This is a genomic window from Phenylobacterium sp. FG114, assembly GCF_057809855.1.
On sequence record NZ_JBMDKU010000001.1, the window covers coordinates 567,194 to 592,220 of the forward strand.

Annotated in this window: 24 protein-coding genes; 18 read left to right on the forward strand and 6 right to left on the reverse strand. The window is 69.9% G+C overall.

Going from position 1 to position 25,027, the window contains the following annotated elements:
• Positions 1–70 precede the first annotated feature (70 nt).
• The gene (locus ACODSY_RS02860; protein ID WP_488950114.1) at positions 71–682 is read right to left on the reverse strand and encodes a dimethylsulfonioproprionate lyase family protein; all 612 of its coding nucleotides are present in this window, start codon (positions 680–682) and stop codon (positions 71–73) included.
• Positions 683–851: 169 nt separating this feature from the next.
• On the opposite strand from ACODSY_RS02860, the gene ACODSY_RS02865 reads away from it, so the two are divergent.
• The 7 genes from ACODSY_RS02865 (at position 852) to ACODSY_RS02895 (ending at position 9,725) form a co-directional block, all read left to right on the forward strand.
• Entirely contained in the window at positions 852–1,862 is a 1,011-nt protein-coding gene (locus ACODSY_RS02865) for an aldo/keto reductase (RefSeq protein ID WP_488950115.1), read from the forward strand.
• Positions 1,855–2,997, forward strand: a complete 1,143-nt coding sequence (locus ACODSY_RS02870) for an iron-containing alcohol dehydrogenase (protein WP_488950116.1) — start codon at positions 1,855–1,857, stop codon at positions 2,995–2,997. Before ACODSY_RS02865 ends, ACODSY_RS02870 begins: the two co-directional genes overlap by 8 nt.
• Before the next feature lie 9 nt (positions 2,998–3,006).
• Positions 3,007–4,509, forward strand: coding sequence for an aldehyde dehydrogenase (locus ACODSY_RS02875; protein ID WP_488950117.1), 1,503 nt, complete (start codon positions 3,007–3,009; stop codon positions 4,507–4,509).
• 19 nt (positions 4,510–4,528) lie between these two features.
• Positions 4,529–5,635 carry a mandelate racemase/muconate lactonizing enzyme family protein gene (locus ACODSY_RS02880; protein WP_488950118.1) on the forward strand — a complete coding sequence of 369 codons (1,107 nt, stop codon included), beginning with the start codon at positions 4,529–4,531 and terminating at the stop codon, positions 5,633–5,635.
• 32 nt (positions 5,636–5,667) lie between these two features.
• Positions 5,668–7,731, forward strand: coding sequence for a CocE/NonD family hydrolase (locus ACODSY_RS02885; protein ID WP_488950119.1), 2,064 nt, complete (start codon positions 5,668–5,670; stop codon positions 7,729–7,731).
• A gap of 310 nt (positions 7,732–8,041) precedes the next feature.
• The gene (locus ACODSY_RS02890) at positions 8,042–8,239 is read left to right on the forward strand and encodes a hypothetical protein (protein ID WP_488950120.1); all 198 of its coding nucleotides are present in this window, start codon (positions 8,042–8,044) and stop codon (positions 8,237–8,239) included.
• Complete coding sequence (locus tag ACODSY_RS02895; RefSeq protein WP_488950121.1) at positions 8,211–9,725, forward strand: AAA family ATPase; 1,515 nt, start codon at positions 8,211–8,213, stop codon at positions 9,723–9,725. The genes ACODSY_RS02890 and ACODSY_RS02895 overlap by 29 nt, the downstream gene beginning before the upstream one ends.
• Before the next feature lie 713 nt (positions 9,726–10,438).
• Here the strand turns inward: ACODSY_RS02895 and ACODSY_RS02900 are convergent.
• Positions 10,439–12,070 carry a Na+/H+ antiporter gene (locus ACODSY_RS02900; RefSeq protein WP_488950122.1) on the reverse strand — a complete coding sequence of 544 codons (1,632 nt, stop codon included), beginning with the start codon at positions 12,068–12,070 and terminating at the stop codon, positions 10,439–10,441.
• Positions 12,071–12,261: 191 nt separating this feature from the next.
• Positions 12,262–12,492, reverse strand: a complete 231-nt coding sequence (locus ACODSY_RS02905) for a LysR substrate-binding domain-containing protein (RefSeq protein ID WP_488950123.1) — start codon at positions 12,490–12,492, stop codon at positions 12,262–12,264.
• Between the two features lie 432 nt (positions 12,493–12,924).
• Here ACODSY_RS02905 and ACODSY_RS02910 point away from each other — a divergent pair, with 432 nt between their 5' ends.
• The 3 genes from ACODSY_RS02910 to ACODSY_RS02920 all read left to right on the forward strand — a co-directional run bounded on the left by ACODSY_RS02910 (position 12,925) and on the right by ACODSY_RS02920 (position 13,804).
• A complete protein-coding gene (locus tag ACODSY_RS02910) occupies positions 12,925–13,269 on the forward strand; it encodes a hypothetical protein (RefSeq protein WP_488950124.1) in 345 nt (114 codons plus the stop codon).
• Positions 13,270–13,277: 8 nt separating this feature from the next.
• The gene (locus tag ACODSY_RS02915; RefSeq protein WP_488950125.1) at positions 13,278–13,475 is read left to right on the forward strand and encodes a hypothetical protein; all 198 of its coding nucleotides are present in this window, start codon (positions 13,278–13,280) and stop codon (positions 13,473–13,475) included.
• Positions 13,476–13,564: 89 nt separating this feature from the next.
• Complete coding sequence (locus ACODSY_RS02920; protein WP_488950126.1) at positions 13,565–13,804, forward strand: hypothetical protein; 240 nt, start codon at positions 13,565–13,567, stop codon at positions 13,802–13,804.
• Here the strand turns inward: ACODSY_RS02920 and ACODSY_RS02925 are convergent.
• Positions 13,801–14,532 carry an SOS response-associated peptidase gene (locus ACODSY_RS02925; RefSeq protein WP_488950127.1) on the reverse strand — a complete coding sequence of 244 codons (732 nt, stop codon included), beginning with the start codon at positions 14,530–14,532 and terminating at the stop codon, positions 13,801–13,803. The two genes, ACODSY_RS02920 and ACODSY_RS02925, sit on opposite strands and share 4 nt — an antisense overlap.
• 127 nt (positions 14,533–14,659) lie before the next feature.
• Complete coding sequence (locus ACODSY_RS02930) at positions 14,660–15,139, reverse strand: XRE family transcriptional regulator (protein ID WP_488950128.1); 480 nt, start codon at positions 15,137–15,139, stop codon at positions 14,660–14,662.
• 400 nt (positions 15,140–15,539) lie between these two features.
• On the opposite strand from ACODSY_RS02930, the gene ACODSY_RS02935 reads away from it, so the two are divergent.
• The 3 genes from ACODSY_RS02935 to trbB are packed head-to-tail and all read left to right on the forward strand — an operon-like array spanning position 15,540 to position 18,803.
• Positions 15,540–17,420, forward strand: a complete 1,881-nt coding sequence (locus ACODSY_RS02935) for a type IV secretory system conjugative DNA transfer family protein (protein WP_488950129.1) — start codon at positions 15,540–15,542, stop codon at positions 17,418–17,420.
• A complete protein-coding gene (locus ACODSY_RS02940) occupies positions 17,404–17,850 on the forward strand; it encodes a hypothetical protein (protein WP_488950130.1) in 447 nt (148 codons plus the stop codon). The genes ACODSY_RS02935 and ACODSY_RS02940 overlap by 17 nt, the downstream gene beginning before the upstream one ends.
• A complete protein-coding gene (trbB, locus tag ACODSY_RS02945) occupies positions 17,847–18,803 on the forward strand; it encodes a P-type conjugative transfer ATPase TrbB (RefSeq protein WP_488950131.1) in 957 nt (318 codons plus the stop codon). Before ACODSY_RS02940 ends, trbB begins: the two co-directional genes overlap by 4 nt.
• An 89-nt stretch (positions 18,804–18,892) precedes the next feature.
• Here the strand turns inward: trbB and ACODSY_RS02950 are convergent, their stop codons facing one another.
• Positions 18,893–19,987: a Fic family protein gene (locus tag ACODSY_RS02950; RefSeq protein WP_488950132.1), complete on the reverse strand. Its 1,095-nt coding sequence runs from the start codon at positions 19,985–19,987 to the stop codon at positions 18,893–18,895.
• 417 nt (positions 19,988–20,404) lie between these two features.
• Here ACODSY_RS02950 and ACODSY_RS02955 point away from each other — a divergent pair, with 417 nt between their 5' ends.
• The 5 genes from ACODSY_RS02955 to ACODSY_RS02975 form a co-directional block, all read left to right on the forward strand.
• Positions 20,405–20,725, forward strand: coding sequence for a TrbC/VirB2 family type IV secretion system protein (locus ACODSY_RS02955; protein ID WP_488950133.1), 321 nt, complete (start codon positions 20,405–20,407; stop codon positions 20,723–20,725).
• A complete protein-coding gene (locus ACODSY_RS02960) occupies positions 20,725–20,994 on the forward strand; it encodes a VirB3 family type IV secretion system protein (protein ID WP_488950134.1) in 270 nt (89 codons plus the stop codon). The genes ACODSY_RS02955 and ACODSY_RS02960 overlap by 1 nt, the downstream gene beginning before the upstream one ends.
• A 7-nt stretch (positions 20,995–21,001) precedes the next feature.
• Entirely contained in the window at positions 21,002–23,428 is a 2,427-nt protein-coding gene (trbE, locus tag ACODSY_RS02965; RefSeq protein ID WP_488950135.1) for a conjugal transfer protein TrbE, read from the forward strand.
• A complete protein-coding gene (locus ACODSY_RS02970; RefSeq protein WP_488950136.1) occupies positions 23,376–24,149 on the forward strand; it encodes a conjugal transfer protein TrbJ in 774 nt (257 codons plus the stop codon). Before trbE ends, ACODSY_RS02970 begins: the two co-directional genes overlap by 53 nt.
• Before the next feature lie 13 nt (positions 24,150–24,162).
• On the forward strand, positions 24,163–25,027 hold an 865-nt coding region (locus tag ACODSY_RS02975; protein ID WP_488950137.1), incomplete at its 3' end, for a type IV secretion system protein.

Sequence of the window (25,027 nt, forward strand, 5' to 3'; positions counted from 1 at the left end):
GCGCGACCCCAGAGGACGATCTGGGCCACAGCAACTCAAATGACAAAATAAGATGGGTGTATGCGGCCGCTCAGGCGTCGTCCCGCCCGCTGAACCGCGCGCGTTCGGAGACCCCCGGACCCGACCAGTGGAAATAGGCCAGCAAGGGTTCGGCGCCGGTCCGCATGGCGTGGCGCACGCCGGAGCGATGCAGGACCACGGCCAAGGGCGCCTCCGTGCGCCAGCCACGGTCCTCGTCCCACCAGTGCGCCGTGCCCGACAGCGGAACATAGTGTTCGACCGCCGGATGCTCGTGGGCGGCATACAGCGTATGCGGCCCCAGAAGCAGCAGGCCGGCGGACATCGCGGGATCCGCCACCAGCCCCCGGGCGCCGGCGAGCTCGGTCCAGCCGTAATTTTCCAGGAACGCCTCACTTGCCTCGTCGCGCCCATAGGTCTGGCGCCACACCATTGCGCCCGCCAGGGCCGCCACCTCGGCCACCGCGGCGGCCGTCGCCGGCGGCGCGGCCACCGCGGTCTGAGCCAGCCACCGGAGCACCGGCAGACCGGCGTCCTGAGTCTCGGGGATCCGTACGGGGCCGGCCGGCGGGAGGATCAGAGCCTCCCTCACGACCGGGGCCAGCGTCGCGCGGATCGCCGCCAGGCAGGCGTTGAGGCGGGACGGCAGGGGCGGCTCGGCCATGAGTCAACACCTCACAAAGGGTCGTGCCCGCCTTAGCGTTCAAGGCGCCGGCGAACCAGCCCGCACCAGATCATGCGCCAATCCAATTTTGGAATTTCGACGGTCGCAACGGCCGTGCGACGGTCCGCCCTGAAGTCGCAACACGGTTGCGGCGAAGCCTGGACGTCGAATGCGCTACGTTAGACTTGGCAGAACGGGACTGCAGGTTTCGGCTCTCGGGCTTGGGACCATGGGATACGGCGCCTCCGCCTGGCGGCCCTGGGTGCTGGACGCCGAACAGTCCGCCCCCATCCTGCGGCGGGCGCTGGAGTTGGGGATCAATTTCTTCGACATGGCCGACTTCTATTCGCTAGGCCGCAACGAGGAGGTCGTGGGCCGGACGCTGCTGTCGTCGGCGCGCCGCGAGGACCTGGTGCTGGCGTCCAAGGTCTACTACCCGCTCAGCGACGCGCCCAACGACCAGGGCCTCTCGCGCAAGCACATCCTGGAGGCGATAGACGGCAGCCTCCAGCGGATCGGCACGGACTACCTGGATCTCTACATCGTCCATGCGTTCGATCCGGCGACTCCCCTGGAAGAGACCATGGAGGCGCTGAACGACGTCGTGCGCGCCGGCAAGGCCCGCTACCTGGGCGCCTCCACGATGTACGCTTGGCAGTTCGCCAAGATGAACGCCATCGCCGAACGCAACGGCTGGGCCCGCCTCGTCAACATGCAGTGCCAGTACAGCCTCCTCTACCGCGAGGAGGAGCGCGAGATGATCCCCTACTGCCGCCACGAGGGGATCGGCGTGACGAGCTTCAGCCCCCTGGCCCGCGGCATGCTGGCTGGGGCGGCTGACATTCGCATGCGGACAGACACCTTCACCCAGGAGTTCTTTGGCGACGAGGTGGACCAGGTGATCGTGCGCCGGGTCGCGGAGCTCGCCGCCCGTCGCGGCGTGACGCCGGCCGAGATCGCCATGTCCTGGGTCTTCCACAGCGGCGCGGTGGACTGTCCGCTGGTCGGCGCCCAGTCGGTCGACGAACTGGAGACCGCAATCCGGGCGCCGGACCTGGCGCTGTCTCCGGAGGAGCGGGCCTGGCTGGAGGCGCCTTACCGGCCGGCCGACATGATCAACGACCACAATCCGGTGCGCCGGCGCCGCGCCCTTCCGGCGGAGGATCGCGACGATGCATGAGGTCGCGATCGGGCGGGTCCCGGCGATACACGGCGCGGCCGGCGCCATTCGCGATCTCGGCGCCCAGGTTTCGTCGCGGACGGACGCTCGCCGGGTCATCCTTCTCCTCGATCCGGCGCTAGCCGGAGGACCTCACGGGACCGGGATCGTCGAAGCCTTGAAGGCTGACGGCCTGGAACCCGACGTCTTCGTCATGCCGCCGGGCGAGCCCAAGGAGGCGACGGTCGCCGCCGCCGCCAAGCAGGCGCGGGATATCGGCGCGGGCGCGGTGATCTGTGTCGGCGGCGGCTCCACCATGGATGCGGGGAAGCTCGTGGCCAGCCTGATCGGTGCGAGCGGCGACCTCGCCCGCTACCGGCTCGCCGCCGAGCCGTTGCCGCGTGGCCGCCCGACGCTGATCTGCGCGCCCACCACCGCCGGGACCGGCGCGGAGGCCACGGCGGTCTCGGTCCTCTCGGCGGCCGACGGGACCAAGTACTGGTTCTGGGCCGACGGCCTGAAGCCGGACCTGATCGTCCACGATCCCGAACTCATGGTCGACCTCCCACCGGCCGTGACGGCGGCGACCGGCGTGGACGCGCTGGTCCACGCCATCGAAGCGGCGACGAACGCGAACGCCTCGCCGGGCAACAGCGTCTTCGCGCTCCACGCGGTGGCCCTGGTCAGCCGCTGGCTCCCCGTGGCGGTCCGCGCGCCCGCCGACCTCGAGGCCCGCGCCCGCCTCCTGGAGGCCGCGACCTTCGCCGGGGTGGCGATCGACAACGCAGGCACCGCCATCGCCCACAACATCGGCCACGCCCTGGGCTCGCTCGCCCCGATCCCGCACGGGCGCGCGGTGGCCATCGGCATGGGCGCGACCCTGGCCTGGAATGTAGAGGCGCATCCCGAAGCCTACGCGTCGGTGGCCGAGGCCATGGGACTTTCCGGGCCTGACGCCCTCGCTGCGGGCTTCCTGCGGTTCGTGCGCACGGTCGGCGTCGACCTGCGGATCGAGGGCGTCGACCCAGACGCCCTGGCCCGCCAGATGGCGCGGCCGGAGAACGCCGCGATGCTCCGCTCCAACCGCAGGCCGGCCGACAACGCCGACCTAGTCCGCCATGCCAGGGCCGCCGCCGCCCTCGCAGACCAGCCCTAGCGATCGCAAATGTCACCTCACGAGCTTACCTTCGCCGACTGGACGGCGCGCCGCGCCGCGCTCGTCGCTGAGGGCCGCGCCTACATCGCCGGCGGCTACCGGCCGGCCGCCTCCGGAGAGACCTTCCTCCGTGTCTCCCCGATCGACGGAACGCCCCTGGCTCACGTGGCCCGCTGCGGGGCTGCCGATGTAGACGCCGCGGTCGCCGCGGCGCGAGCCGCCTTCGACGGAGGCGTGTGGCGCAATCTCGAACCCCGCGACCGCAAGGCGGTGTTGCTGCGTTTCGCCGCCCTGATCCGCGAACACCTTGAGCCGCTCGCCCTGCTCGAGACCGCCGACGTGGGCAAGCCGATCCGCGACGCCCTCAACGTGGACGTCCCGGCCTGCGCCGACGCCATCGCCTATTACGCCGAGTGCGCCGACAAGCTCTACGACGAGATCGCGCCCACCGGCCCGAACGACCGCGCCCTCATCCGCCGTATGCCGCTGGGCGTGATCGGCGCGATTGTCCCGTGGAACTATCCACTGATCATCGCCGCGTGGAAGATCGGCCCCGCGCTGGTCATGGGCAATTCCGTGGTCCTGAAACCCGCTGAGCAATCGTCCCTCGGCAGCCTCTACCTGGGCCGCCTCGCCCGCGAGGCGGGTATCCCGGACGGCGTCTTCAACGTGGTCCCGGGCCTCGGCGACGAAGCCGGCGCGGCGCTGGCGGCGCATCCGGACGTGGACCTCATCGCCTTCACCGGATCCACGGAGGTGGGCGCGCGGATCATGGCGGCGTCGGCCGGATCCAACCTCAAGCGGGTCGCCCTGGAGCTGGGCGGCAAGAGCCCGCAGATCATCATGCCGGACTGTGGCGATCTGGACGCCGCCGCGAGCGCCGTGGCCTGGGGCGTCTACTACAACGCCGGCGAGACATGCCACGCGGGCACCCGGCTGCTGGTCCACCGGACGATCGCCGACGATTTCCATCGCCGCGTGGAGGCGCAGACCCGGGCGATCCGCATCGGCCATCCACTGGACCCAAACACACAGTTCGGTGCGCTGATCGAACGCGCCCACCGCGATCGGGTGCTCGACTACATCGCGCTCGGTCAGCGCGAGGGGGCGACGCTCGCCTTCGGCGGTACGGGGCTGCCCGTCACCCCCAAAGGCGCCTATGTGGCGCCCACGCTCCTCACCGGGGTCGACCCGCAGGCGCGCGTCTCGCGCGAGGAGATCTTCGGCCCGGTGCTGGTCTCCACCCCGTTCGACACGGAGGCGGAAGCCATCGCCCTGGCCAACGACACGGACTACGGCTTGGCCGCCGCCGTGTGGACCGACGACCTGAACTGCGCCCACCGCATGAGCGAGGCCCTCCGAGCGGGCACCGTCTGGATCAACACCTACGACCAGTCGAGCCTGGCGACGCCCTTCGGTGGTTTCCGACGCTCCGGATTCGGGCGCGACCGCTCCCTGCACGCACTCGAGAAATACGCTGACCTGAAGACGGTCTGGACCCACTTCAAATGACGACGCCGGGGGGCGCGAGATGAAGATCGCCGCGATCGAGATCAGCCATCACCGGCTACCGCTGGAGCCGCCGTTCAAGGCCAGTTGGGATGGCTGCGCGCGGAGTCATTTCGACGCCACCGTCGTGCGGGTCCGGACGGACGACGGCCTTGAGGGCTGGGGCTCCGGCGATCTGATGGTCGGGTTCGAGGGCCATGAGTCCCTGTTCCTGGGACAGGACCCGATGCGTCTGGAACGGCACCACACCGTCCTGTCGCACATCGACTTCCACTACGGACGCTGCTGGCCGCTGGACCTGGCCCTCTGGGACCTGGCCGGCAAGATCTGCGGCCAGCCCGTCTGGAAAATGCTGGGCGGCCGGCAGTCCCGGGTCCGCGCCTACGCCTCCCTTGGCGCGCTGCGCAGCGCGTCCGAACTGGCCGACGCCGCCGAGCGGGTCGTGGCCGAAGGGTTCCCGGCGCTGAAGATCCGCTTCCACCGCGGCGACTGGCGCGAGGACGTGGCCGGGCTCGCCGCCGTCCGCGAGCGACTGGGCGACCGGATCGAACTCATGGTCGACTGTAATCAGGGCTGGCGAATGCCTTGGGACGTAGAAGCGCCCTGGACCTTCAAGGACGCCCTGACGGTCGCCCGAGAACTCGAACTGCTCGGGGTCTATTGGATGGAGGAACCGCTGCACCGTGCGGACCTCGACGGCATGCAACGCCTCCGAAACGCCACCTCGGTAAGGATCGCCGGTGGGGAGATGACGCGCGATCCCGGCGCCTTCCGGGACCTCCTGAAGGCTGGGGCCCTGGACATTCTGCAGCCGGATGCGGCGCTGGTTGGCGGTATCACCGGCCTGCGCCGGGTGGCGCAGATGGCCGAACAGTTCGGGGTCGGCTTCACCCCGCACACCTGGACCAATGGCGCAGGCGTGGTCGCCAACCTGCACCTCGCCGCAGGCGTCACCGACGCATCCTTCTTGGAGTTTCCCTACGATCCGCCGGACTGGTCGCTGGAGCGGCGGGACTTCCTGCTCGCGACGCCGCTGCGGCCGGACAAGGACGGGTGGCTTAACCTGACAGACGATCCGGGCCTGGGCTATGAGCTGAACGAAGACCTCCTGCGCCACACACGCCGCTAGCGGCCGCCGCCGCGAATCCGGGATATCCGAGCATGATGAGACCGAAGCGTCGCAGCGTTCTGGGCGGATTGGCGGCGCCCTTTCTGGCTCCTGCGGCTGCGACGGCCGCGGCGGCGGCGGATACGCCGTCCGGCCATCCGGTACGCGCCGTCGAGCCTGTGTGGATCCCCCTCCGCGGAGGGCTGAAGCTCGCCGCCCGACTCTGGCTGCCGCAAGGCCGGGCGGACCAGCGCTTCCCTGTGGTTCTCGAATACATCCCCTACCGCACCTTCGACCGCTACCGGGGCCTGGACGACCGCTGGGGACAGGAACTGGCGTCCCGCGGCGTGGCCTTCGCCCGCGTCGACATCCGCGGCACCGGGAATTCCGAGGGCGTGCTCGAGGACGAGTATCTGGCGCGCGAGCAGGCGGACGGCGCGGAGATCATCGCCTGGCTCGCGGCCCAGCCCTGGTCGAACGGGGCGGTCGGCATGCGCGGCCTCTCCTGGGGCGGCTTCTCGACCCTGCAGATCGCGGCGTCTCGGCCTCCGGCGCTCAAGGCGATTGTTCCCATGTGCGCCACCGACATGCGGTTCCGCAACGACGCGCACTATGTCGGAGGCCTGCCGGGCCTCACGAACCTCAAGTGGGCCGCCGGGTTCGCGATGGTCATGTCGAGCCCCCCCGACCCGCAGGTGGTCGGCGAAGGCTGGGAGGCGCTCTGGCGGAGCCGGCTGGAATCCACCCCTTCGATCGCCGCGCGCTGGCTCGAGCACGATTCCAACGACGCCTATTGGCGCCACGGCTCGGTAGGCCTCGACCCGGCCGCAATCGACTGCCCCGCCTATATCGTCGACGGCTGGGCTGACGCCTACGCCCAGTCCGCGGAGCGGCTGCTGCGCGCGCTTCCGGCGCCGTCCAAGGCGATCTTCGGGCCGTGGGGCCACAGCTATCCGGATCTCGCGCAGCCCGGACCCGGGTTGGACTGGGCGACGGAGGAGGTCCGGTGGTGGCGGCGCTGGCTGTCCGGCGAGGCCGCGCCCGCGGGAGGCGACCCCCGGTTCCGATTCTACATCAACTATGCCACGCCGGCGGAGGCCGGCATGCGGGAGATACCCGGCCGGTGGGCGGCCGAGGCGACCTGGCCCTCTGCGAGCATCCGTCCCTGGGCGCTCCGCCTTGCCCCCGGCCGGCTCGACGAGCGGCCGGCCGCCGGGCGTCTCGTCCGGCGGTCCGGCAAGGTCGTCGGCCTCGCCGCGCCGGAGTGGATTCCCTACGCGCCCGCCGAACTGCCACGCGACCAGACCCAGGATGACGCCCGCTCGCTGGTGTTCGACCGAGCGATCGAGCAGCCCACGGAGGTGGTCGGCGTACCGCTGCTCAAACTCCGCGTCGCCGCAGACCGACCGGTGGCGGCCGTCACGGCCCGGCTCTGCGAGGTCGACGGGAACGGTCGCTCCTGGTTGGTCTCCTATGGCGTTCTGAATCTCTGCTTCCGGGCGGGGTTCGAGGCGCCGCCCGCGCAGCTGAAGCCGGGGACGTTCTATGACGTCGAGCTCTCGCTCGAGCCCATCGCACATCGGTTCAAGCCCGGCTCCACCCTGCGGCTGTCGCTCTCCGACAACCTCTGGCCGCTCACCTGGCCGTCGCCTGAACCCGTGACGCTCAGTTTCGATCTCGCGGGGTGTGGGCTGGACCTGCCGGTCCGCCCGATCCCCGACGTCGAGGCGGCGTTCCCGATCGCCGTGCGCAACACCGCCTTCTCCCGCGGCGACCCGGCCCTCGAGGTGCGGGAGGCGCCGGGCGGTTCGGTCCAGGTCCAGGGCGCCTGGGCCAGCAGCGCCCAGACGGTGGCTGCGACCGGCGTCGAACTCTCGGGCGGCGGCCCCGACATGGAGCTCAGCTACGATCCCGCCGATCGGACCAGCTGCCGCTGGCGCGTGACGCAGACCAGTCGCATGCGCCGCGGCGACTGGGACTGCGAAATGCGGGTCGAGATCCTGATGACCGCGACGGTGACGGAGTTCGTGATCGAGGACACCCTTGTGGCCCTGAAGAACGGGAAACCCTTTTACTCGCGCACGCTCCGGGACCGCGTCGATCGCCGGTTCAGCTGACAATGCTCTCGCGGCTATGCGGTCTTATGCGAATTCATCGCGGCGTCGGGCGGGCGGCGGCGCCGCGGCCCTCGCCCAACCTCACGCTGTAGAGCGCCAGGGGCGTGTGGTGGGTTCAGGCGAAGCTGAGTCTGGAGCTGACTCATTGCCGACGTTAGGACCGTCCGCTTGCTGCCTCGACAAGTCCGGCAGCAGGTCACCATCAGGGTAACCACCGCGCTCAGCCCGCGGCCTCCTACTGGCGGAGGTCTGCCACGTGGCGTTCTCTCACCCGCGTAGTTAAGCTGCGGGCTTCGCTAGGCGGACCCCGATGACAGATAAGTCCCATCTCGAATCCTTTGAGCGCGACGTCGCCGCTGGGCTGTCGAAGCGGTTGGTGGCGACCTTCACGGCCTGCCACCGCGATCCTTCGCTGAAGGCGGCTGACGTGGTGACTCGGCTGAAGGACGTGATGGAGCAGGGCCTTGCGGAGAGCGACGATGCGCCTGCTCGAACTGACTGTCCGTAACTTCCGGGGCTTCGGACCAGCGGTTGATCCCATCGATCTCGACGCTGACCTCGTTCTGCTCTTCGGCCCCAACGGCCACGGCAAGACGAGCCTGGCGGAGGCCATCGAGTGGCTGTTCTACGGGACGACCAAGCGGCGTCTGCGCGGCGAGGACTACAGCAAGGCCGAATACGCCAACACCTTCGCCAATGTTCACGGCGCCGCACCCACCGAGGTGACGCTGCGGGCGCACATCGGCGGTCGCGAGGTCCTGCTCTCGCGCGTGCTGGGGCCCAAAGAGACGTCGACGACCTTCGTGGACGGCGGCGCGGCCAACTTCAGTTCGCTAGGGATCCAGGCGCTCGACGCCTTCTATCCGGTGGTCGCCCAGCACGGTTTGCAGACCTTCGTCCACTCCAAGCCGAAAGATCGCCGCGACGCGATCTGCGCCGCGCTTGGCCTGGAAGAACTCACCGCCCTCAAGGGCGCGCTCGACAGTGCGCGCGCCTCGTTTCAGCGGACGCCGCCGAAGACGGTCGTCGACGCTCGCATTCATCTCAAGTTGCTGGCGGCCGAGCTTCAGACGGTGCCGTCTGCCAGCGCCGTGGCAGAGCGGTGGTCCAGCACGCCTGCGGTGGTCGACCAGATACAGGACGAGCAGGCGCTGCTGAAGGCCGCTTCGGTCCTGACGGGACAATCGGCGCCAACGTCCGCAGAGGCGCTTGTGCGGCTGCGTGAGACCCGTCAGGCGGCCGGCAAGGCGGTCTTCGACACCGGCCCGATTGCCCTGGGCGAGGCGCACGAGGCCAACCGCGAATCGGCGTTTGAGGCACTGAGCGCCCTGGGTCAGGCTTCTCGCGCCGTCGACGACGCCGTCGCGGCGTTGGCCGGCGTGACCGCCGCCGCCTACAGCGCAGCGATCCTTGCCTTCTGGACGGAGGGCTTGGCCCTGGCGGGCGAGGACGACGCTTGTCCAATGTGCGAGCAAGACACCTTACCCGCGGCACGCAAGGCCGAACTCCGGGTCCGTCTCGACAGCTCAGCGGCGACGATCGCCGCCGGTGCGCGGGTGGCGGAGCGCATCGGGGAGTGGCCGGGGCTGTTCAAGGCGGCCGTGGCGGCGGTGGCAGGTCTGGGGATCCGCGGGCTGGATGCGGAGGGCCGCAGCCACCTTGTGCGGCTGCTGGGCGATGATGTCACTGTGAACCCGTTCCTGCAGGCGCACGAGACCTTCCTGCTAGCGCAGCGGGCACTCGGCGAAGCACTGCAAGCCGCCCGAGACGCCAGTATCGCCACCCCGGAGCTGTCGGCGAAACCCGAAACACTTCCGACTTTGATCGAGCGGCGAGCAAGGGCCCGGGACGGGCTCGCGTCGGCGATAGCGGAGTTTACGGCGAAGCTTGATCTTTACGAGGAGGCCTGGGCGGGCATCGCGGGGTCCATGGCCGCGAAGATCGCCGCGGATGACGCCGTGGGTCATCACGTTGGCTATCAGCGTGATATTTAGGTCCTGATCGATCTCATAGAACGCACCGATCGCGCCCTCCCAGATCAAGGCGTAGCATGGCGTGCCTTTCGGCAGGTCGGAGAGGCCAAACGCGCAGAGCAAGTGTGACCGCTCATGGGATGAGAAGAAGCGGCGGACCGGCTGTCCTAAGAAGCGTTGCTCGCTGACGACAATTTCACGCGCGGAAACGCCACGGTATCCGACGGGTGGCGCCTCTCCTGTTCGCTCCGCTTCTCTCGGCCACCAGCCGCCAGTGCAGATGACGTCGGGGTGCTCATCGAGTTGACTCAGTGCGGCGAAGACATCGTGGCTCGATATCGGAGAGTATCGATAGTTGGAGTTCTTCTCGGCTTCGATGGAGAAAACCAACCGAGCGTCCTGAACGTAGGCGACAGCCCCGTCATGACCAGGATTGAACGAGAGGATGTTCACTTTCGTGCCGACCTCAGCCTATCAGGCTCCTACGGTGGAGCCTCAGTGATAGCCACTCGCCTAAGGCCAAGCTTGATTGCCGTCCACTCCCAATGCTCGCCCGACTGCGCGGTGCACCCTACCTAGATTGGCATAGCGCGCGGGCTGCCATTCGAGTCCGCTAACGGCGCGCTCGCCGATGCCTGAATGTCTGCTTCCGGGCCTGATCTCAATGACGGCTTGTGGCGCAACGGAGACGTTGGCGAGCCGCACGTACGCAGCTTCCGGCCGTGGGAGGGCGATCAATTGGCGTAGCGCGCTTCGAGCAGGTCCAACTCGCGGACGATCCGTCGGGTGACGTCCTCGTCGAGCCGTCGATCCCGGCCAAGACGGAAGATCTCGTCGCGTTCGGCCCGGACCCCAGCCAACCGTAGTTGTCGTTCGATCTGTTCGGTCCGGCGGTTGACGGCAGTCTCCTCGGGCCCCTGGGTGCGGCTGTCGATACGATGGCGATAGAGTTCCATGATCCGCGCGGCGGTCTCGGTCGACAGATCGACATCCACGCCGCTCTGAGACAGTGCATGTTGCGCCTCTTCGATGGCGCGGATCGCAGCCTCGGCCGCGGCCGCGCGGGCCTGATCTTCCTCGGCTTGGCGTGAGGGCTCCGGCGGCAGTTCCAGACCCTTCAGGACGCGCGGCAGACCGAGGCTCGCCACCAGGAGTGACACCACGATCACGCCGGCCGCCAGGAATATGGCCAGATCGCGCGCTGGGAACGCGTCGCCATTGGTCAGGGTCAACGGCAGGGTGAGGACGCCGGCCAGGGTGATGGCGCCACGAACCCCCGCGAACGACATGGCCAATACGAGGCGCCAGCTTGTCTTCTGCGGGCGGTCGCCGCGCCGCTGGGCTCGGAACAGGGTCAGCCGCAGGGACGTCCACACCCAGGCGAACCGTAAGGCGCCGAGCGTGGCGCTGATCGCCAGGACATAGACGATCAGCCACCAGGGCTCGCTGTGGCCGGTGAGCCGCACGGTCTGGCTCGCGCTTTCCCAAATGCCCGGCAGTTGCTCGCCCAGCAGGACGAAGATCACGCCGTTGGCGGCGAACTGGACCGTGTCCCAGACCGCCGTGCGACGGACGCGGGTAACGCCCAGCGCCTGTCCCGCTTGCTCGACGAACCCCATGGTCACGCCCGCTGCGACGGCGGCGAGGATGCCGGAGCAGTGGAAGTGCTCGGCCAGCAGATAGGCGCCGAAGGGCATCAACAGACTGATCAGAATCTGTGCGCCGGTATCCTCGCCAAGGCGGGCCGTCACCCAGTGCTTGGTCTGGGTCACGCCCCAGGTCACCGAGGCCCCGATCGCAATGCCGCCCAGTGCAACCCACAGGAAGGTCACGAACGCGTCGGGCAGCGAGAAGGAGCCGGTCAGCATGGCGGCGACGGCGAAGCGCATGCACACTAGGCCGGACGCGTCGTTCAGCAGGGATTCCCCCTCCAGGATGTGGAGCATCCGCTTCGGGATCGGCGAACGGCTGGAGATCGCCCCGACTGCGATGGGGTCGGTCGGCGAGACCACAGCGGCCAGTGCGAAGGCCACCGGCAGCGGCATGGCCGGGATCAGCCCATGGATCAGGAATCCGACGCCGACGACCGTCAGGATGACCAGGCCCAGGGCCAGCTCCAGAACGATCGCGCGGTCCCGGAAGAGGCTGGTCTTAGGAATACGCCAACCATCGAGGAACAGCAGCGGCGGCAGAAACAGCAGGAAGAAGATGTCCGGCCGCAATTCGACGGTCTCGACGATCGACAACGCTATGACGCCGCCGAGTCCAATCTGCACCAGCGGTAGCGGCAGGCGCGTCAGGCGGGCGAGCGACCCACTGACGATCACCGCGACCAGCAACGTGAGGATCGTCAGGATGGCGTCCAAAATGGGCTCCGAACGGGTGGCGTCGTTGAGCGGGAAACCGCCGACACCCCATCCCTCCGAAAGCTCGGCGCGAACGTCAACGCCCCAGCTGGCTCGGTGCTGCGGCAGGACGACTGAGTTGAGCGGTCTATCCATAAGCCAGCGGAACAGATGCGAAGACGCCGCTGACCAGGCCGCTGACCGCGGATGGTCTAAAGCGTTGAGGTTGGCGGGGCCGCCGTGCGCCGACCTTCTGTCACGAGCCACCGCGCTAGGCTCTCGACCGCTGCGGCGGGCGCGAGCGTGGGCTGAAAGAGGCAGAAGCGGGTGGGCAGTTGGCAGAAGCCCCACGGCGCGATGAGCCGGCCACGTTCGATGTCCGGCTGTGCGAAGGCCCAGGCGGTGATCGCCACGCCCATGCCGGCGGCAGCGGCCTCAAGCATGTAGGAATTGGCGGCTGCCTACGGCGCGGCGCCTCGGACAACCACATCGGCTTGCTCACCCACGCTGACGTCAGCGCCTGTCGGGCCTCGATCTGCCGGCTCATTGAGCGCTGTCCTCACGACCGCTTCACAAATCCCTTCACGTCTCAACGGCCGGCGACGCCCTCCACTGGACGCGCTGCTGCTCGCGGCGCGGGAGGCCATAAGGCCGGCCGGACCTGGACCGGTTTCAAATCCGCGACAGCCGATCACCAGGACTCGGGTCACGCGAGATCGGACTCGCCAGGCGCCGTAAGTTCTGCTTTTGTTCGCTAATGGCTCAGCGCAGGACCCACCACACCGATATCGCTTCTTGTGACCCGGCATGTGTTCGCAAGGGGGCAGCGTCTACCGGCGTGGCGAGGTCACGCACGCCTGTCGAGGTTGGCTGAGGTGGGGACGAAACAACCCGACGTGCTCGCCGCGCCGCCCAGTCCGCTGGCGGCCCTGACGCTCGCCGAGATGCATGTGCGGCGCTGGGAGATGAAGGCGACGTGTGACCGCTGCGCGACCAAGCTGCGGGTCAGCCTGCCGGCGATGATCCGCACGCACGGCCCTGACGCCGTCTTCTGGGGCCAGAGGCCGCGCTGCCCCGGGCTGGAGTGCGAGCGAGGGGTCCTGACCTATGCCGCCCGGGCGCTCACCGGCGGGACCTGGGTGGCCATGACCAGTCCACCCGGGAAGCTCGACGTGGCGGCCTACAAGAGTCGCCACGCGGCCTATCGCGGGCCGCGCTAGCTGTGACGATGTTCCAGAACATCCACCGGTCCCTGGCGCCCAGCGACACGCTGAAGGTCCAGTGTGAGCCTTGCGGCCATCGGACGACCTGGAGCTACCGCGACGCCGTCGCGCGCTGTGGGTCGGACGCCACCCCGGCGGACATCCGGCGGCGACTGAAGTGCAGGGCCTGTGGCGCCGAGGGCCGCGCCCGGGTGTGGATTTGAGAGGAGGGGCGGTCCTGCCGTCGACCCTGAGACGACCGCCGGACGCCGCGCTGCGGCGCTTCCACCCGGACCAAGCGGGGAGCGACACGGTGCGGGACTACCTCGCCACCGGCTGGTCGCTGGCGATCTGTTGCAAGGCCTGCCCCCGGCTCGTGGAATGGACACCGCCGGCCTTGCTGGAGCGGTTCGGCGACCGGCTCGGACTCAGGATCGCCGACCTGGCCTCGCGGCTGTCCTGCACAGGCGAGGGCGGCTGCGGTTCTGACGACGTGGCCGTGTTCCCGCACCTCTATGACGGCCCCTGGTCGTGGGTCCCGCCGGATACCTAGGCCAGTTCCAGATCGTCCTGGCGCGGACCCTTGGCGACCACGGTGAGCGCGCCGTCGGCAAGCGGCCGCTGCAGGTGCTGGACCTCGGGCCAGGGCGCGTCGCTCAGCCAGAGGTCCCGTTCCGCCTCGTCGGTGAGGATCACCGGCATCGCCTTCGAATGATAGGTGGCGACCTCCGCGTTGGCGTCCGTGGTCAGGAAGCCAAACAGCTCGCAGTCCTCCCAGCCGGTCTTGATCTTCCGGACGCAGCCCCACGGCGTCCAGACGCCGGCGAAGAAGGCCAGCGGCCGGTCCTCGCCGAGTGCGAACCAGACCGGCTGCAGGGAGCCACCCACCTGGTCGGGCTCGCTGAAGGATGTGAAGGGCACGAGACATCGGTTCGCCGGGCCGAGCCAAGGCTGCCAGTGCCGGCTCGCGGTGTTCCGGATGTTGGTGGTGCCCTTGTCCGGCTCCATCCGCAGCAGCTCGTTGAAGTCGAATGCCGTCCCCTTGGCGCGCAGCTTGTCCGCCCGCTTGGCGGCGGCGTCCATCAACGCCTTCTTGGACGACGGCATGCCCCAGCGCAGGTCACGCATTTCGCGGGCGCCGTCACCGTCGCGGAGCACGACGGGCGCCGCGTAGTCCGGGTACACGCCCGGCATAGGCGGCTGGTTGTTGTTGCGGTCCATGGCCCGCGCCAGGGCGGCCACGGCGGCGCGGCCCTTCATCATCGCATAGAGGTTGCACATGGCCCCAGGCTAGGCTGCGACCGGCCAAGGCGGCCACCAATCTCCGGGTGAGCGACGCCGTGGGGCCAACCTCTGGCGGGTGGCTCGCGCAAGCACTCCGCGTTCCGACCTGGTCGGGGAGCGCATCTCACGGTTCATCCTCGCCGCTGTTGTCAGGCGGCCCTTGCAGCCTTCGGGAGACCAGCGCCTCCCGTTCTCGGGCCTCCTTCTCCAGCTTGGCGAACATCTCGCGGAATGCGGCCATCAGGGTGTAGGCGTCGAGCAGCGTGATGGCGTCGCCCGTGCGTTCGTCGAAGTCCTGCAGCTGAAGATAGAACATGGTCATCAGCTTGTTCTCGGCGGTCCGCACGGCGAACTCGGGTGAACAGATTTCGAGCGCCGCCAGGACGCCGTACGGATCGACGCGGAGCAGCTCGGCGAAGGCGTGGACGCGCTCGACGTTCAGCGGCCCGAACCCGCCCTCGAAGTGCTCGTAGGTCCGCTTCTTGATGTTGAGCTCGCGGGCCACGTCCACGAGCAATCGGCGGCGGAAGTTCCGCACCGCGCGCAGGATCCGCGCCAGCAGCGGCCCCTTCGCGGTCGGGTCGCGATCCGCAGGCGCAACCATGAGGACACAAGCTCCCGCACACTACTTTCCGGGGAGTAAAGCCTCGCGCGGAGGTTGTTCAAGGCGCAGCTGTCGTCGAGCTGTCACTTTTCATCGGGCCGGCACCTTGGGCGCGACCACCTCGCGCGCCACCCGCAATGAGATTGCGGTCTCGTCTAAGCAGCCCGTCCTGAGCGCTGGCGGACCTTCTTGGTCCCTTCGCGGACCAGGATGTCGGCCTGGCGACGACTCGGGTCTTGATGCCGTCCGACCATGGACGGGCCCGGTCGTCCTTGGTCCATCGGCGGACCCAATCGCGGCAATGGCCCAGCTTGCTGCGGCGCCCACAGATCGCCGAAGTCCGATTTCCGTCCGCCGGCCGCCAAGGGCCGGCGCCCAACAGGACGAGCGTACGGTGAGCGTGAGCGGGCGTCTGTGTGGTCTGGCGATGGGCGCGGCGCTCGGGCTGCAGGCCGGCGCGCAGTTCGTGGGCTGGTCTTTCGCCTTCGCACCGGCCCTGGGCCCAGGGCTTCGGGTCGCCAGCGACCTTGTCGTCTACCCGCCCTGGTCGCTGCTATCCTGGCGCCAGCGGTTCGGGTCCGAAGAGCCGCGCACCTTCGGCGCGGCCACCTCCCTGGTCCTCCTGGGCCTGGCCGGTGGCCTCGGCGCCGGGGTGCTGCTGGACGGGCCGACGGCGCCGCGCCGTCGCCGCGGCTGGGGCGGCCTGGCCGAGGCGCGCCGCGCCGGCCTGCGCGCCCGGACGGGCTGCGTGATCGGAGAGCTCGACGGCCGGCTGCTGGTGACCGCTGACCTGCGCCCGACGCTCGTCACCGGCGGCACGCGAAGCGGCAAAGGCCGCGGCCACGTGGTCCCCAGCCTGCTCTGCTGGACGGAGAGCGCCATGATCCACGACCCCAAGGGCGAGCTGTGGCGGGTCACCGCCGGGTGGCGCGCGACGTTCTCGCATGCCCTGCGCTTCAACCCGCGAGATCCGGCCTCCGTGCGCTGGAACCCCCTGGCCGAGATCCGACCCGGGGCCGGCGAGCTGGCTCAGGTTCAGCGGCTGGTGGCGATCCTCTCGGACCCCGGGGGCGTGCGGGACGAGGAAGCGATCTGGGACAAGTCCGCGTCCGAGATCCTCGAGGCCGTCATCCTGCACGTCCTCTATGCCGCCGAGGACCAGGCCAAGACCCTCCTCAAGGTGCGCGAGCTGCTGGCCGACCTCGACGATGCGGCCGACGTCATGCTGCGGACGCTGCATCGGCCCGGCCCCGACGGCGAGCCTGAGACCCACCCCTTCATCCGCACCGCCGTGAAAGGCTATGCGGCCATGCACGACCGCTTCCGGACCTCCGTCCAGGGCACGGCGCGCGCCTACCTGAAGTGGCTGGCCGGCGAGGACGTCGAGCGGGCGTTGTCCGTGTCCGACTTCGCGGTGGGCGACCTCGTGTGCGCGGACGCGCCGATGAGCCTCTACGTCCAGGTGGCGCCCGCCGACGCCGCGGCGCTGAAGCCGCTCGTGCGCCTCCTGTTCTACGCCGCGGCGCAGTCGCTGACGGCCCACGAGACCGCCGACGCCGCCGGCCGGCCCAAGCGCCACAAGCTGCTCATGGCCATGGACGAGTTCCCGCTGCTGGGGCGCGTGGAATTCTTCGAGAAGAGCCTGCGGCTGATGAGCGGTTATGGCCTGAAGACCATGTTCGTGGCCCAGAGCCTCAACGACATCGTCGAGACCTATGGACCGAACAACACCATCCTCGACAACTGCCACGTCTTCACGGCGTTCGCGGCGTTGGACCCGCTCACGCAGGAGAAGGTCTCCCGCCTGACCGGGACGATCGCCGAGACGCGGACGACCCGCAGCGGGCCCTCCGCGTTCGCGGCCGGCCACGGCTCGGTCTCCCGCTCCGAGATCGAACGGCCCCTCCTCGAACCGGGAGAGATCCGCGCCCTGCCCGACGACGAGCAGCTCGTGTTCGCCGCCGGCCATCGGCCGCTGCGCTGTCGCAAGGTGCGCTACGACCAGCGCTCCCCCTTCCGCGAACGCGCCGCGATCCCCGCACCGGACACACACGTGCTCGATACGCCGGGGCGTCCCGCCCACCCGTGGGCGGGGCGCCGCGCGCTGGGCGAGGACCGAACCGCCAGCCTCCCCCTCTTCAAGGAGGTCGTGGGCGCCATGGACGAGAAGAAGGCGGCCGCCAAGGCTGCGCAGATTTACGGGCGCGTCGCCGAGGAGTTCGCGGCGCAGGAAGCCGTCCTCGACCAGTTGCAGGAGTATCATCATGGCAAGAGCGGCTGAGCGGCCGACGCCGCGCGTCCAGGTCTATTTCGAGAACCCGAAGACGGAGCTCGCCCTGCGGCGCGAAGCCCGCGCCCACCGGCAGACCCTGAGCCGGGCCGCGGAGAGCGCGATCGCCCGCGGCCTGCAGCGCCGGCCGGGCGCCGACCCCGACGACCGCCTGCTGGCCCTGGAGCGGGCGCTGCGCGACCATATGCGCTCCAACGCCCGCGACATGACCATCGTCCAGGAACTGCTCGTGGAGTTCGCGCGCGCCTTCTTCACGCGGCTGCCGGACGCCCCCGGAGACCACGATCCCCTGGTCCGGGCGGCCGTGGAGGCGCGCATCGAGACGCTCCTGGACGCGGCCGCCGCGCGGATCGTCGCCGGCCGGCGCCCCGACGGCGAGGCGGCGCTCGAGGCGCGCAGCTTCGCGGCGGCGGCCGAATGAACGCCGAGGCGGTGGCGCTGGCGCGCAAGCGCGAGGCGCTCGACCATGCGCTCGGCCCGGCGATCCTCGAAGCGCTGGCCGAACCGCGGGTGGTCGAGGTCCTGGCCAACCCGGACGGACGCCTGGTGGTCGACCGGCTGGGGTCCGGGCGCACGGACAGCGGCGCGGCGTTGACCGCGCCCTCGCGCGAGCGGGTCATCCGCCTCGTGGCCGACTATGTGGGGGAGCCCATCACCCGCGACGATCCCCGCCTCTCCGGCGTGCTGCCGAGCGGCGAGCGCTTCCAGGGCTTCCTGCCGCCGGTCTGCGCGCAGCCGGCGTTCTCCATCCGCAAGCGCGCCGCCGTTATCTGGGGTCTCGAGGACTACGTCGCCTCCGGCGTGCTGGAGCGCCGTCAGGCCGACACCTTGCGCGCCGCCGTCGAGGGCCGGCGCAACATCCTGATCTCCGGCGGCACGGGGTCGGGCAAAACCACTCTGGCGAACGCCATCCTGGCCGAGCCGTCCTTCGCGAACGACCGGGTCTTCCTGATCGAGGACACGCCGGAACTGCAATGCGCGGCCTGGGACGTCGTGCCGGTCCTCACCCGGCGCCATCCACGTCCCATCACCGTCGCCGACCTGGTCCGCGACGCCCTGCGGATGCGCCCGGACCGCATCGTGGTGGGCGAGATGCGCGACGGCGCCGCGGCGCTGGAGGCGCTGAAGGCCTGGAACACCGGCCATCCGGGAGGTGTCTCCACCATCCATGCCAACTCCGCGCGGGAGTCGCTCCTGCGGCTGGAGGATCTGCTGGGCGAGGTCATGGCGCAGAACCCGGCCCGGGTGATCGGGCAGGCCATCGACCTCATCGTCCACATCGCCCGGCGACCGGCCGGCCGCACCGTCGAGCCGATCCTGGCCCTGGACGGCGTCGATCCGGACGGGGGCTATCGCCTGTGCGAAGTCGCCTGAGCGGTTCCGGCCGGACCGGGTGAACGCGCGGGAGCCGCCGGCTGCCGATGGGCCCCGCCATGGGGCGCGAGAGGCCCTGACCGAGACGGTCACTGCGGCTCTGCGATCCTCAGGAAGAGCGCTACGAGCGGCGTGTTGATGTAGTAGTTGTTGCGCCCGAGCTGCTGCTTCTCGACGAAGCCTGCCGCCGCCAGCTGGTCGAGATGCTTGGCCGCCGTCTGGCGGGTCACGCCCAGTTCCGTCTGCAGAAATTCGATCCGGGTGTAGGGGTGGCGGAAGAGATTGTTCAGCAGGTCCTGTGAATAGCGGATCGAGGCGTGCTCCCGCAGGCGGCGCTTGTAGTCCGCCATCAGGGCGCGCATGCCCTCGATCAGCTGCAGGGTCTGTTGGGACGTGCTGGAGACGGCCTCCAGCATATAGAGCAGCCAAGGCTCCCAGGCGCCGGTGTCGCGCACCTCCTGCAGCAGGCGGTAGTAGTCGGCCTTGTTCGAGGTGATGTAGCGGCTGAGGTAGAGGATCGGGATGTCGAGCAGTCCCGACCGGGTCAGATAGAGCACATTGATGATCCGCCCGATGCGGCCGTTGCCGTCCGAGAACGGGTGGATGCTTTCGAACTGGTGGTGGATGACGGCCATCTTGACCAGGGGATCCAGGTCGCTCCGGTCGTCGTCGTTGATGAAGCGCTCCAGCGCCGTCATGTGAGCCTGGATCGCGTCCCGGTCCTGCGGGGGGACATAGACGAGAGCCCCTGTGCGGTCGTTCTTCAGCGCGGTGCCCGGAGTCGCCCGGAAGCCCTCGTCCGTCCGCTTCAGGACCTGGAACATCTCGATGATCGCGTTGTTTGTCAGCAGGCCGCCGTTCCGGTGCAGGATGTCGAAGCCACGCTTGAGGGCGTCCCGGTAGTTGGCGACTTCCTTGGCGGCGCCCGACCCTGGACCGTCCAGGAACAGGCCGGCCTGGAAGAGTTCGTCCTGGGTCGTGATGATGTTCTCGATCTCGGAACTGGCCTTGGCCTCCTGCAGGGCCAAGGAGTCGATCAAGATCGCCTGGTTCGGTATGCTCGCGGCGCGGCCCTTGAGTTCGGCGAGGTGGCGATGGGCCTTGGCCGCCGCCTTGAGGACGGCCGGCGATTCCACGATCGACGTCGGCGGCAGCGGCGGGATCTGATAGCTCGCTTTTAACATATCGTCCGACTCATGTTCGTTTTTCGCGAACTTTTTAACACGTTTGCGGCGACCTGTTAAAAATAGACGCGCCGAGACAGGCCGCAGACGCCGCAAGTCCGGGCGGCGGGCCTCAACACGTCCTGAAAAACATCCACACGCTGGGCGGCTCGCCAGCCAGGTTGCGGGGTCGGTCCGGGTCCGGCGCATGTCCTCAGGCCGGGGCCTCGCCCTGAGGTCGCGGATTTCCCCTCGCACGGGGCAGGTCGGCGCCGACGCTATGACAACTTACGGGCGAAGTGCGTGCAGTTCGCCGACAAGTCGTCAGTAAGTCTCAAGAAAGTTGCAACAAAAACAATGCACAGATCTGTTGACAACCTGAATTCCGATACGTTTTGATTGCAATCAGAGCGCGAGATCGCGCCAGGGATTGCACGGATGCGCAAGGAATTCTTACGCGGCCTTTCGGCCGCGACGGCCCTCTGCGGCCTGATGGTGGGCGGCCCGGCCTTGGCGGGCGGCGCGGGGATGCCCTGGGAGGGCCCCCTCCAGCAGATCGTGGAATCGGTCACCGGCCCGGTCGTTCAGGCGGCGGCCGTGTTCGCGGTGGTCATCTTCGGCGCCGGCATCGCCATGAGCGAGAGCGGCTCGGGCATGCGCCGCGGGATCGGCATCCTCTTCGGCCTGTCGATCGCGTTCGCGGCCTCCACCTTCTTCCTCGACTTCTTCGGCTTCGCCGGCGGCGCGGAGGTCGGTTGATGGACGCGTCGCTTCACCGGGAGGGCTGGGACCTGCCCGTCGCCCAGGGCCTGGCCGAGCCGGTGCTTCTGGCCGGCATGCCGCGCGACTATGCCATCGTCATGGGCACGGTTGCGCTGGTGCTGGGACTGGCGCTGCGCATCTGGTGGCTGGGCCTGCTCTGGTGGGCGCTGGCCCATGCGCTCGGGCTCTTCGTCGCCCGCTCGGACAAGCGCTTCTTCGACGTGCTGCGCCGCCACCTGGGCCGCCCCGGCCACCTGGACGCGTGAGGCGGCCATGCGCTTCCTGGACGAAGCCCGCCGCCGGCCCGCCACGCTCGCCGACCACCTGCCCTGGGCCGCGCTGGTGGCGCCGGGCGTCATCCTCAACAAGGACGGCTCGTTCCTGACGGCCATGCGGTTCCGCGGGCCCGACCTGGAGTCCTCGACGGAGGACGAGCTGATGGCGGTCCGCGCGCGCCTCAACAATGCGCTGCGCCGCCTGGGCACGGGCTGGTGCCTGCATGTGGACGCCCGTCGCCGCCCGGCCCCCGCCTATCCGGTCTCCGGGATCGCAAACCCGGCCGCCTGGCTGGTGGACGCCGAGCGTCAGGCCGCGTTCGAGCAGGCCGACCCGGCCTTCGAGACCGACTACGCGCTGGCGCTGACCTGGCTGCCGCCGGCGGAGGAGACCCGCCGGATCGAGCGGCTGCTGTTCGACGGGCTGGGCCGCGCGGACCGCGACTGGCGCGCGGCGCTGGCGGTCTTCCAGCGGGAGGCTGACGCCGTCCTGGACCTGCTCGGCGACACCCTCCCCGAAGCCGAGCGCCTCGGCGACGAGGCCCTGCTCACCTGGCTGCACGCCTGCTGCTCCACCGGGACCCACCGCGTGTCGCCGGCGGACCTGCCGGTCTTCCTCGACGTGGCGCTGGCCGACGCTCCGCTCACCGGCGGGCTGGCGCCGCGCCTCGGCGACCAGGCGCTGAAGGTGGTCTCGGTCCGCAGCCTGCCCGCCGCCACGCGCCCGGGTCTGCTGGACGCGCTGTCGGCGCTGCCGTTCGCCTACCGCTGGACCGCGCGCTGGATCGGCCTCGACAAGGCCGACGCCGAGCGCGAGATCGTGCGCCTGCGCAAGCGCTGGTTCGCCAAGCGCAAGGGCGTGGGCGTCCTGCTGCGCGAGGCGATCACCAAGGAGGAGGTCCCGCTCCTCGACACCGACGCCGCCGGCAAGACCGAGGAGTGCGACGGCGCCCTGGCCGCGCTGGGCGCCGACAGCTGTGCGTTCGGCTACCTGACGATCACCGTCAGCGTCCTCGACGCCGACCCGGTCCTGGCCGCGGAGAAGGCGCGGGCCGCGGAAGGCGCGCTGAACGCCCAGGGCCTCGTGGCGCGGACCGAGGAGCTCAACGCCGTCGAGGCCTGGCTGGGCGCCCTGCCGGGCGAGGCCTATGCGGACGTCCGCCGCCCGCTCGTCAGCACCCTCAACCTCGCCGATCTCCTGCCGGTGTCCGCGGTGTGGGCCGGGCCGGCGGAAGACGCCTGCCTGGGCGGCCCGCCGCTCGCGGTGGCGCGCACGACCGGCTCCACGCCCTTCCGTCTGGTGCTGCATGTCGGCGACGTGGGTCACGCCATGGTGGTCGGGCCGACGGGCTCGGGGAAGAGCGCGTTGCTGTCGTTCCTGGCGCTGCAGTGGCTGCGCTATCCGGGCGCCCGGGTGGTCTTCCTCGACAAGGGCCGCAGCGCGCGGGCCGCCACCCATGCGGCCGGCGGCGCCTGGCGCGCGCTCGAGCCCGGCGCGGACCTCTCCCTGCAGCCGCTGGCGCGCATCGACGATGCGGCCGAGCGCGCCTGGGCGGCGGAGTGGATCGCCGACGCGGTCCGCACCGCCGGCGTGGAGGTCACGCCGCGCCTGCGCGAGGAGGTGTGGACGGCTTTGGGCGCGCTCGCAGAAGCGCCGTCGGAGCAGCGTTCGCTGACCGTGTTCTGCGCCCTGGTGCAGGACCGCGCCGTCGCCGCAGCCTTGGAGCCGTTGACGCTCAAGGGCCCGCATGGCGCGCTCCTGGACGGCGTCGCCAGCGACCTGCGCCCCGGCGTGTTCGACACCTTCGAGCTCGAGCAGCTCATGGCGACCCGCTCCGTGCTGGGCCCGGGGCTGGCCGCCCTCTTCCACGAGTTGGAGCGCGGGTTCGACGGGCGCCCGACCTTGCTGATCCTGGACGAGGCCTGGCTCTTCCTCGACGACACCGCCTTCGCCGCGAAGATCCGCGAGTGGCTGAAGACGCTGCGCAAGCGCCGGGTGGCCGTGGTGTTCGCCACCCAGTCGCTGGACGACGTGGCCGCCTCCTCGATCGCCGCCAGCCTGATCGAGTCCTGCCCGACCCAGGTCTTCCTGCCCAACCCCCGCGCCCTGGAGCCCGCCTCGGCGGAGCTCTACGCCGGCTTCGGCCTGACGCGCCGGCAGCTGGAGCTGATCGCCTTCGCGACCCCCAAGCGCGCCTACTACTGGCGCCAGCCCCAGGGGCGGCGGCTCTTCGACCTCAAGCTCTCGGGCGCGAGCCTGGCGTTCTGCGGCTCCGCCACACCGGAGGACCAGGCGCTGATCGACCGGACCCTCGCCCGCGCCGGCCCGGACGGGTTCGCGCGCGCTTTCCTCGCAGCCAAGGGATTTGCTCATGTCGATGCGCTCTTCGATGCGCTCGCGGGCCCAGCGCTCGCCGCGGAATAGGTGGCTGGCCGCGCTGGCCCCCCTCGTCCTAGCCGTCCCGGCCTGCTCGGACCCCAAGCCCGCCCAGGCCCAGCAGGTGGTGTTCGATCCGAAGAACCATCTCGAAAACGCCCTGCAGGCCGCCCGCCAGCTGGAGAGCCTCACCAACGAGGCGCGCATGCTCGCCAACCAGGCCCGCGAGCTCGCCGCCTCCCCCTACAGCCACCTGGCCGAGACCTCGGCGACCCTTCGCGACATCGGCGAGCTCGCCCGTTCGGTCCGCGGCTTGGCCTCCGACATCGATGCCCTGCAGTCCGACTTCGAGAGGATCTACCCGACCACGGTCGACGGCCTCGACCCGCGGCGCGCCCTCGAACAGGCCCGCGCCCGCAACACGCAGGCCCGCGAGACCGCCCAGGACCTGGCGCGCACCGCCGCCGAGCTGGAGCGGCTCAGCCGGGGCCGGACCGGCCGCCTCGAAGGGGCGATCGACGCCAGCCGACGCGCCGACGGACAGACGGCGGCCATCCAGTCGTCGACCCAGGTGCTCGCGGTCCTGGCGGAGGACCTGGGCTCCATGCGCACCCTGCTCATGGCGCAGTCGCGGCTGCTCGCCGCCGAGAGTGCGCGCCGCGCCGCCGATCGGGCGGCGGGCGCGGAGGCGCGGCGGCAGTTCTGGGGCCGGGAGCCCACGACGATCCCGAACCCGGACTTCGACCCGCTTCCTCACGAGCGGCGGTAGAGGCGCTAGGAGGATGGCTGCCACGCCTCAGACGGCCAACGACCTGATGACGGTCTTCTCGACGACCGTCTCAGCCGGGTTTGACGCCCTCAGCGGCGCCGTGAACGGGGTCTTCGGCCTGATGATCGCCCTCGTGGTCGCGTTGACCGGCGTCCAGTGGGCGCTGTCCTCGAACCGCGAAGTGCTAGCGAGCGGCTTCGCGAAGGTGCTGCTGATCGGCGCCTTCGCCTACCTCATCAACGACTGGCAGGGGCTCTCTCAGACCATCTGGGGCGGTTTCATCGACCTCGGCCTCACGGCGGGCGGCGGCAAACTCTCCCGCGCCGACTTCCTTAACCCCGGCGCCATCCTCCAGCAGGGCTGGGAGATCGTGAAGGCGCTCGGCGAGACGCCGGCTTTCGGCGAGAACCCGCTCGACGTGGTGGGCGCCCTCACCGACGCCCTGATCCTGGGCCTGGCGATGATCGGCATCATGCTCGCCTTCGCGGTGCTGGCGCTGCAGATCATCGTCACCCTGCTGGAGTTCAAGATCGTCACCCTGGGCGGCTTCGTGCTGCTGCCGTTCGGCATCTGGTCGAAGTCCGCGTTCCTGGCCGAGCGGCCCCTCGGCTTCGTGGTCGCCTCCGGCCTGAAGGTCCTGGCCCTGGCGATCGTGGTCTCCGGCGCGCGCTCGGTGTTCGACCAGCTGCAGCCCTCGGGCAATCCCGACCTCTACGAGGCCCTAGCCATCCTTTCGGCCGCCCTCCTCCTGGCCATGCTCGCCCTGTTCATTCCCAACCTGGCCGCGGCCCTGGTGAGCGGCGGCCCCGCCCTGGGCGCCGGCGCGCTGGCCTCGGGCGCCCTGGCGGTCGGCGGCGCGGCCGTGGGTGCGGTGGCCG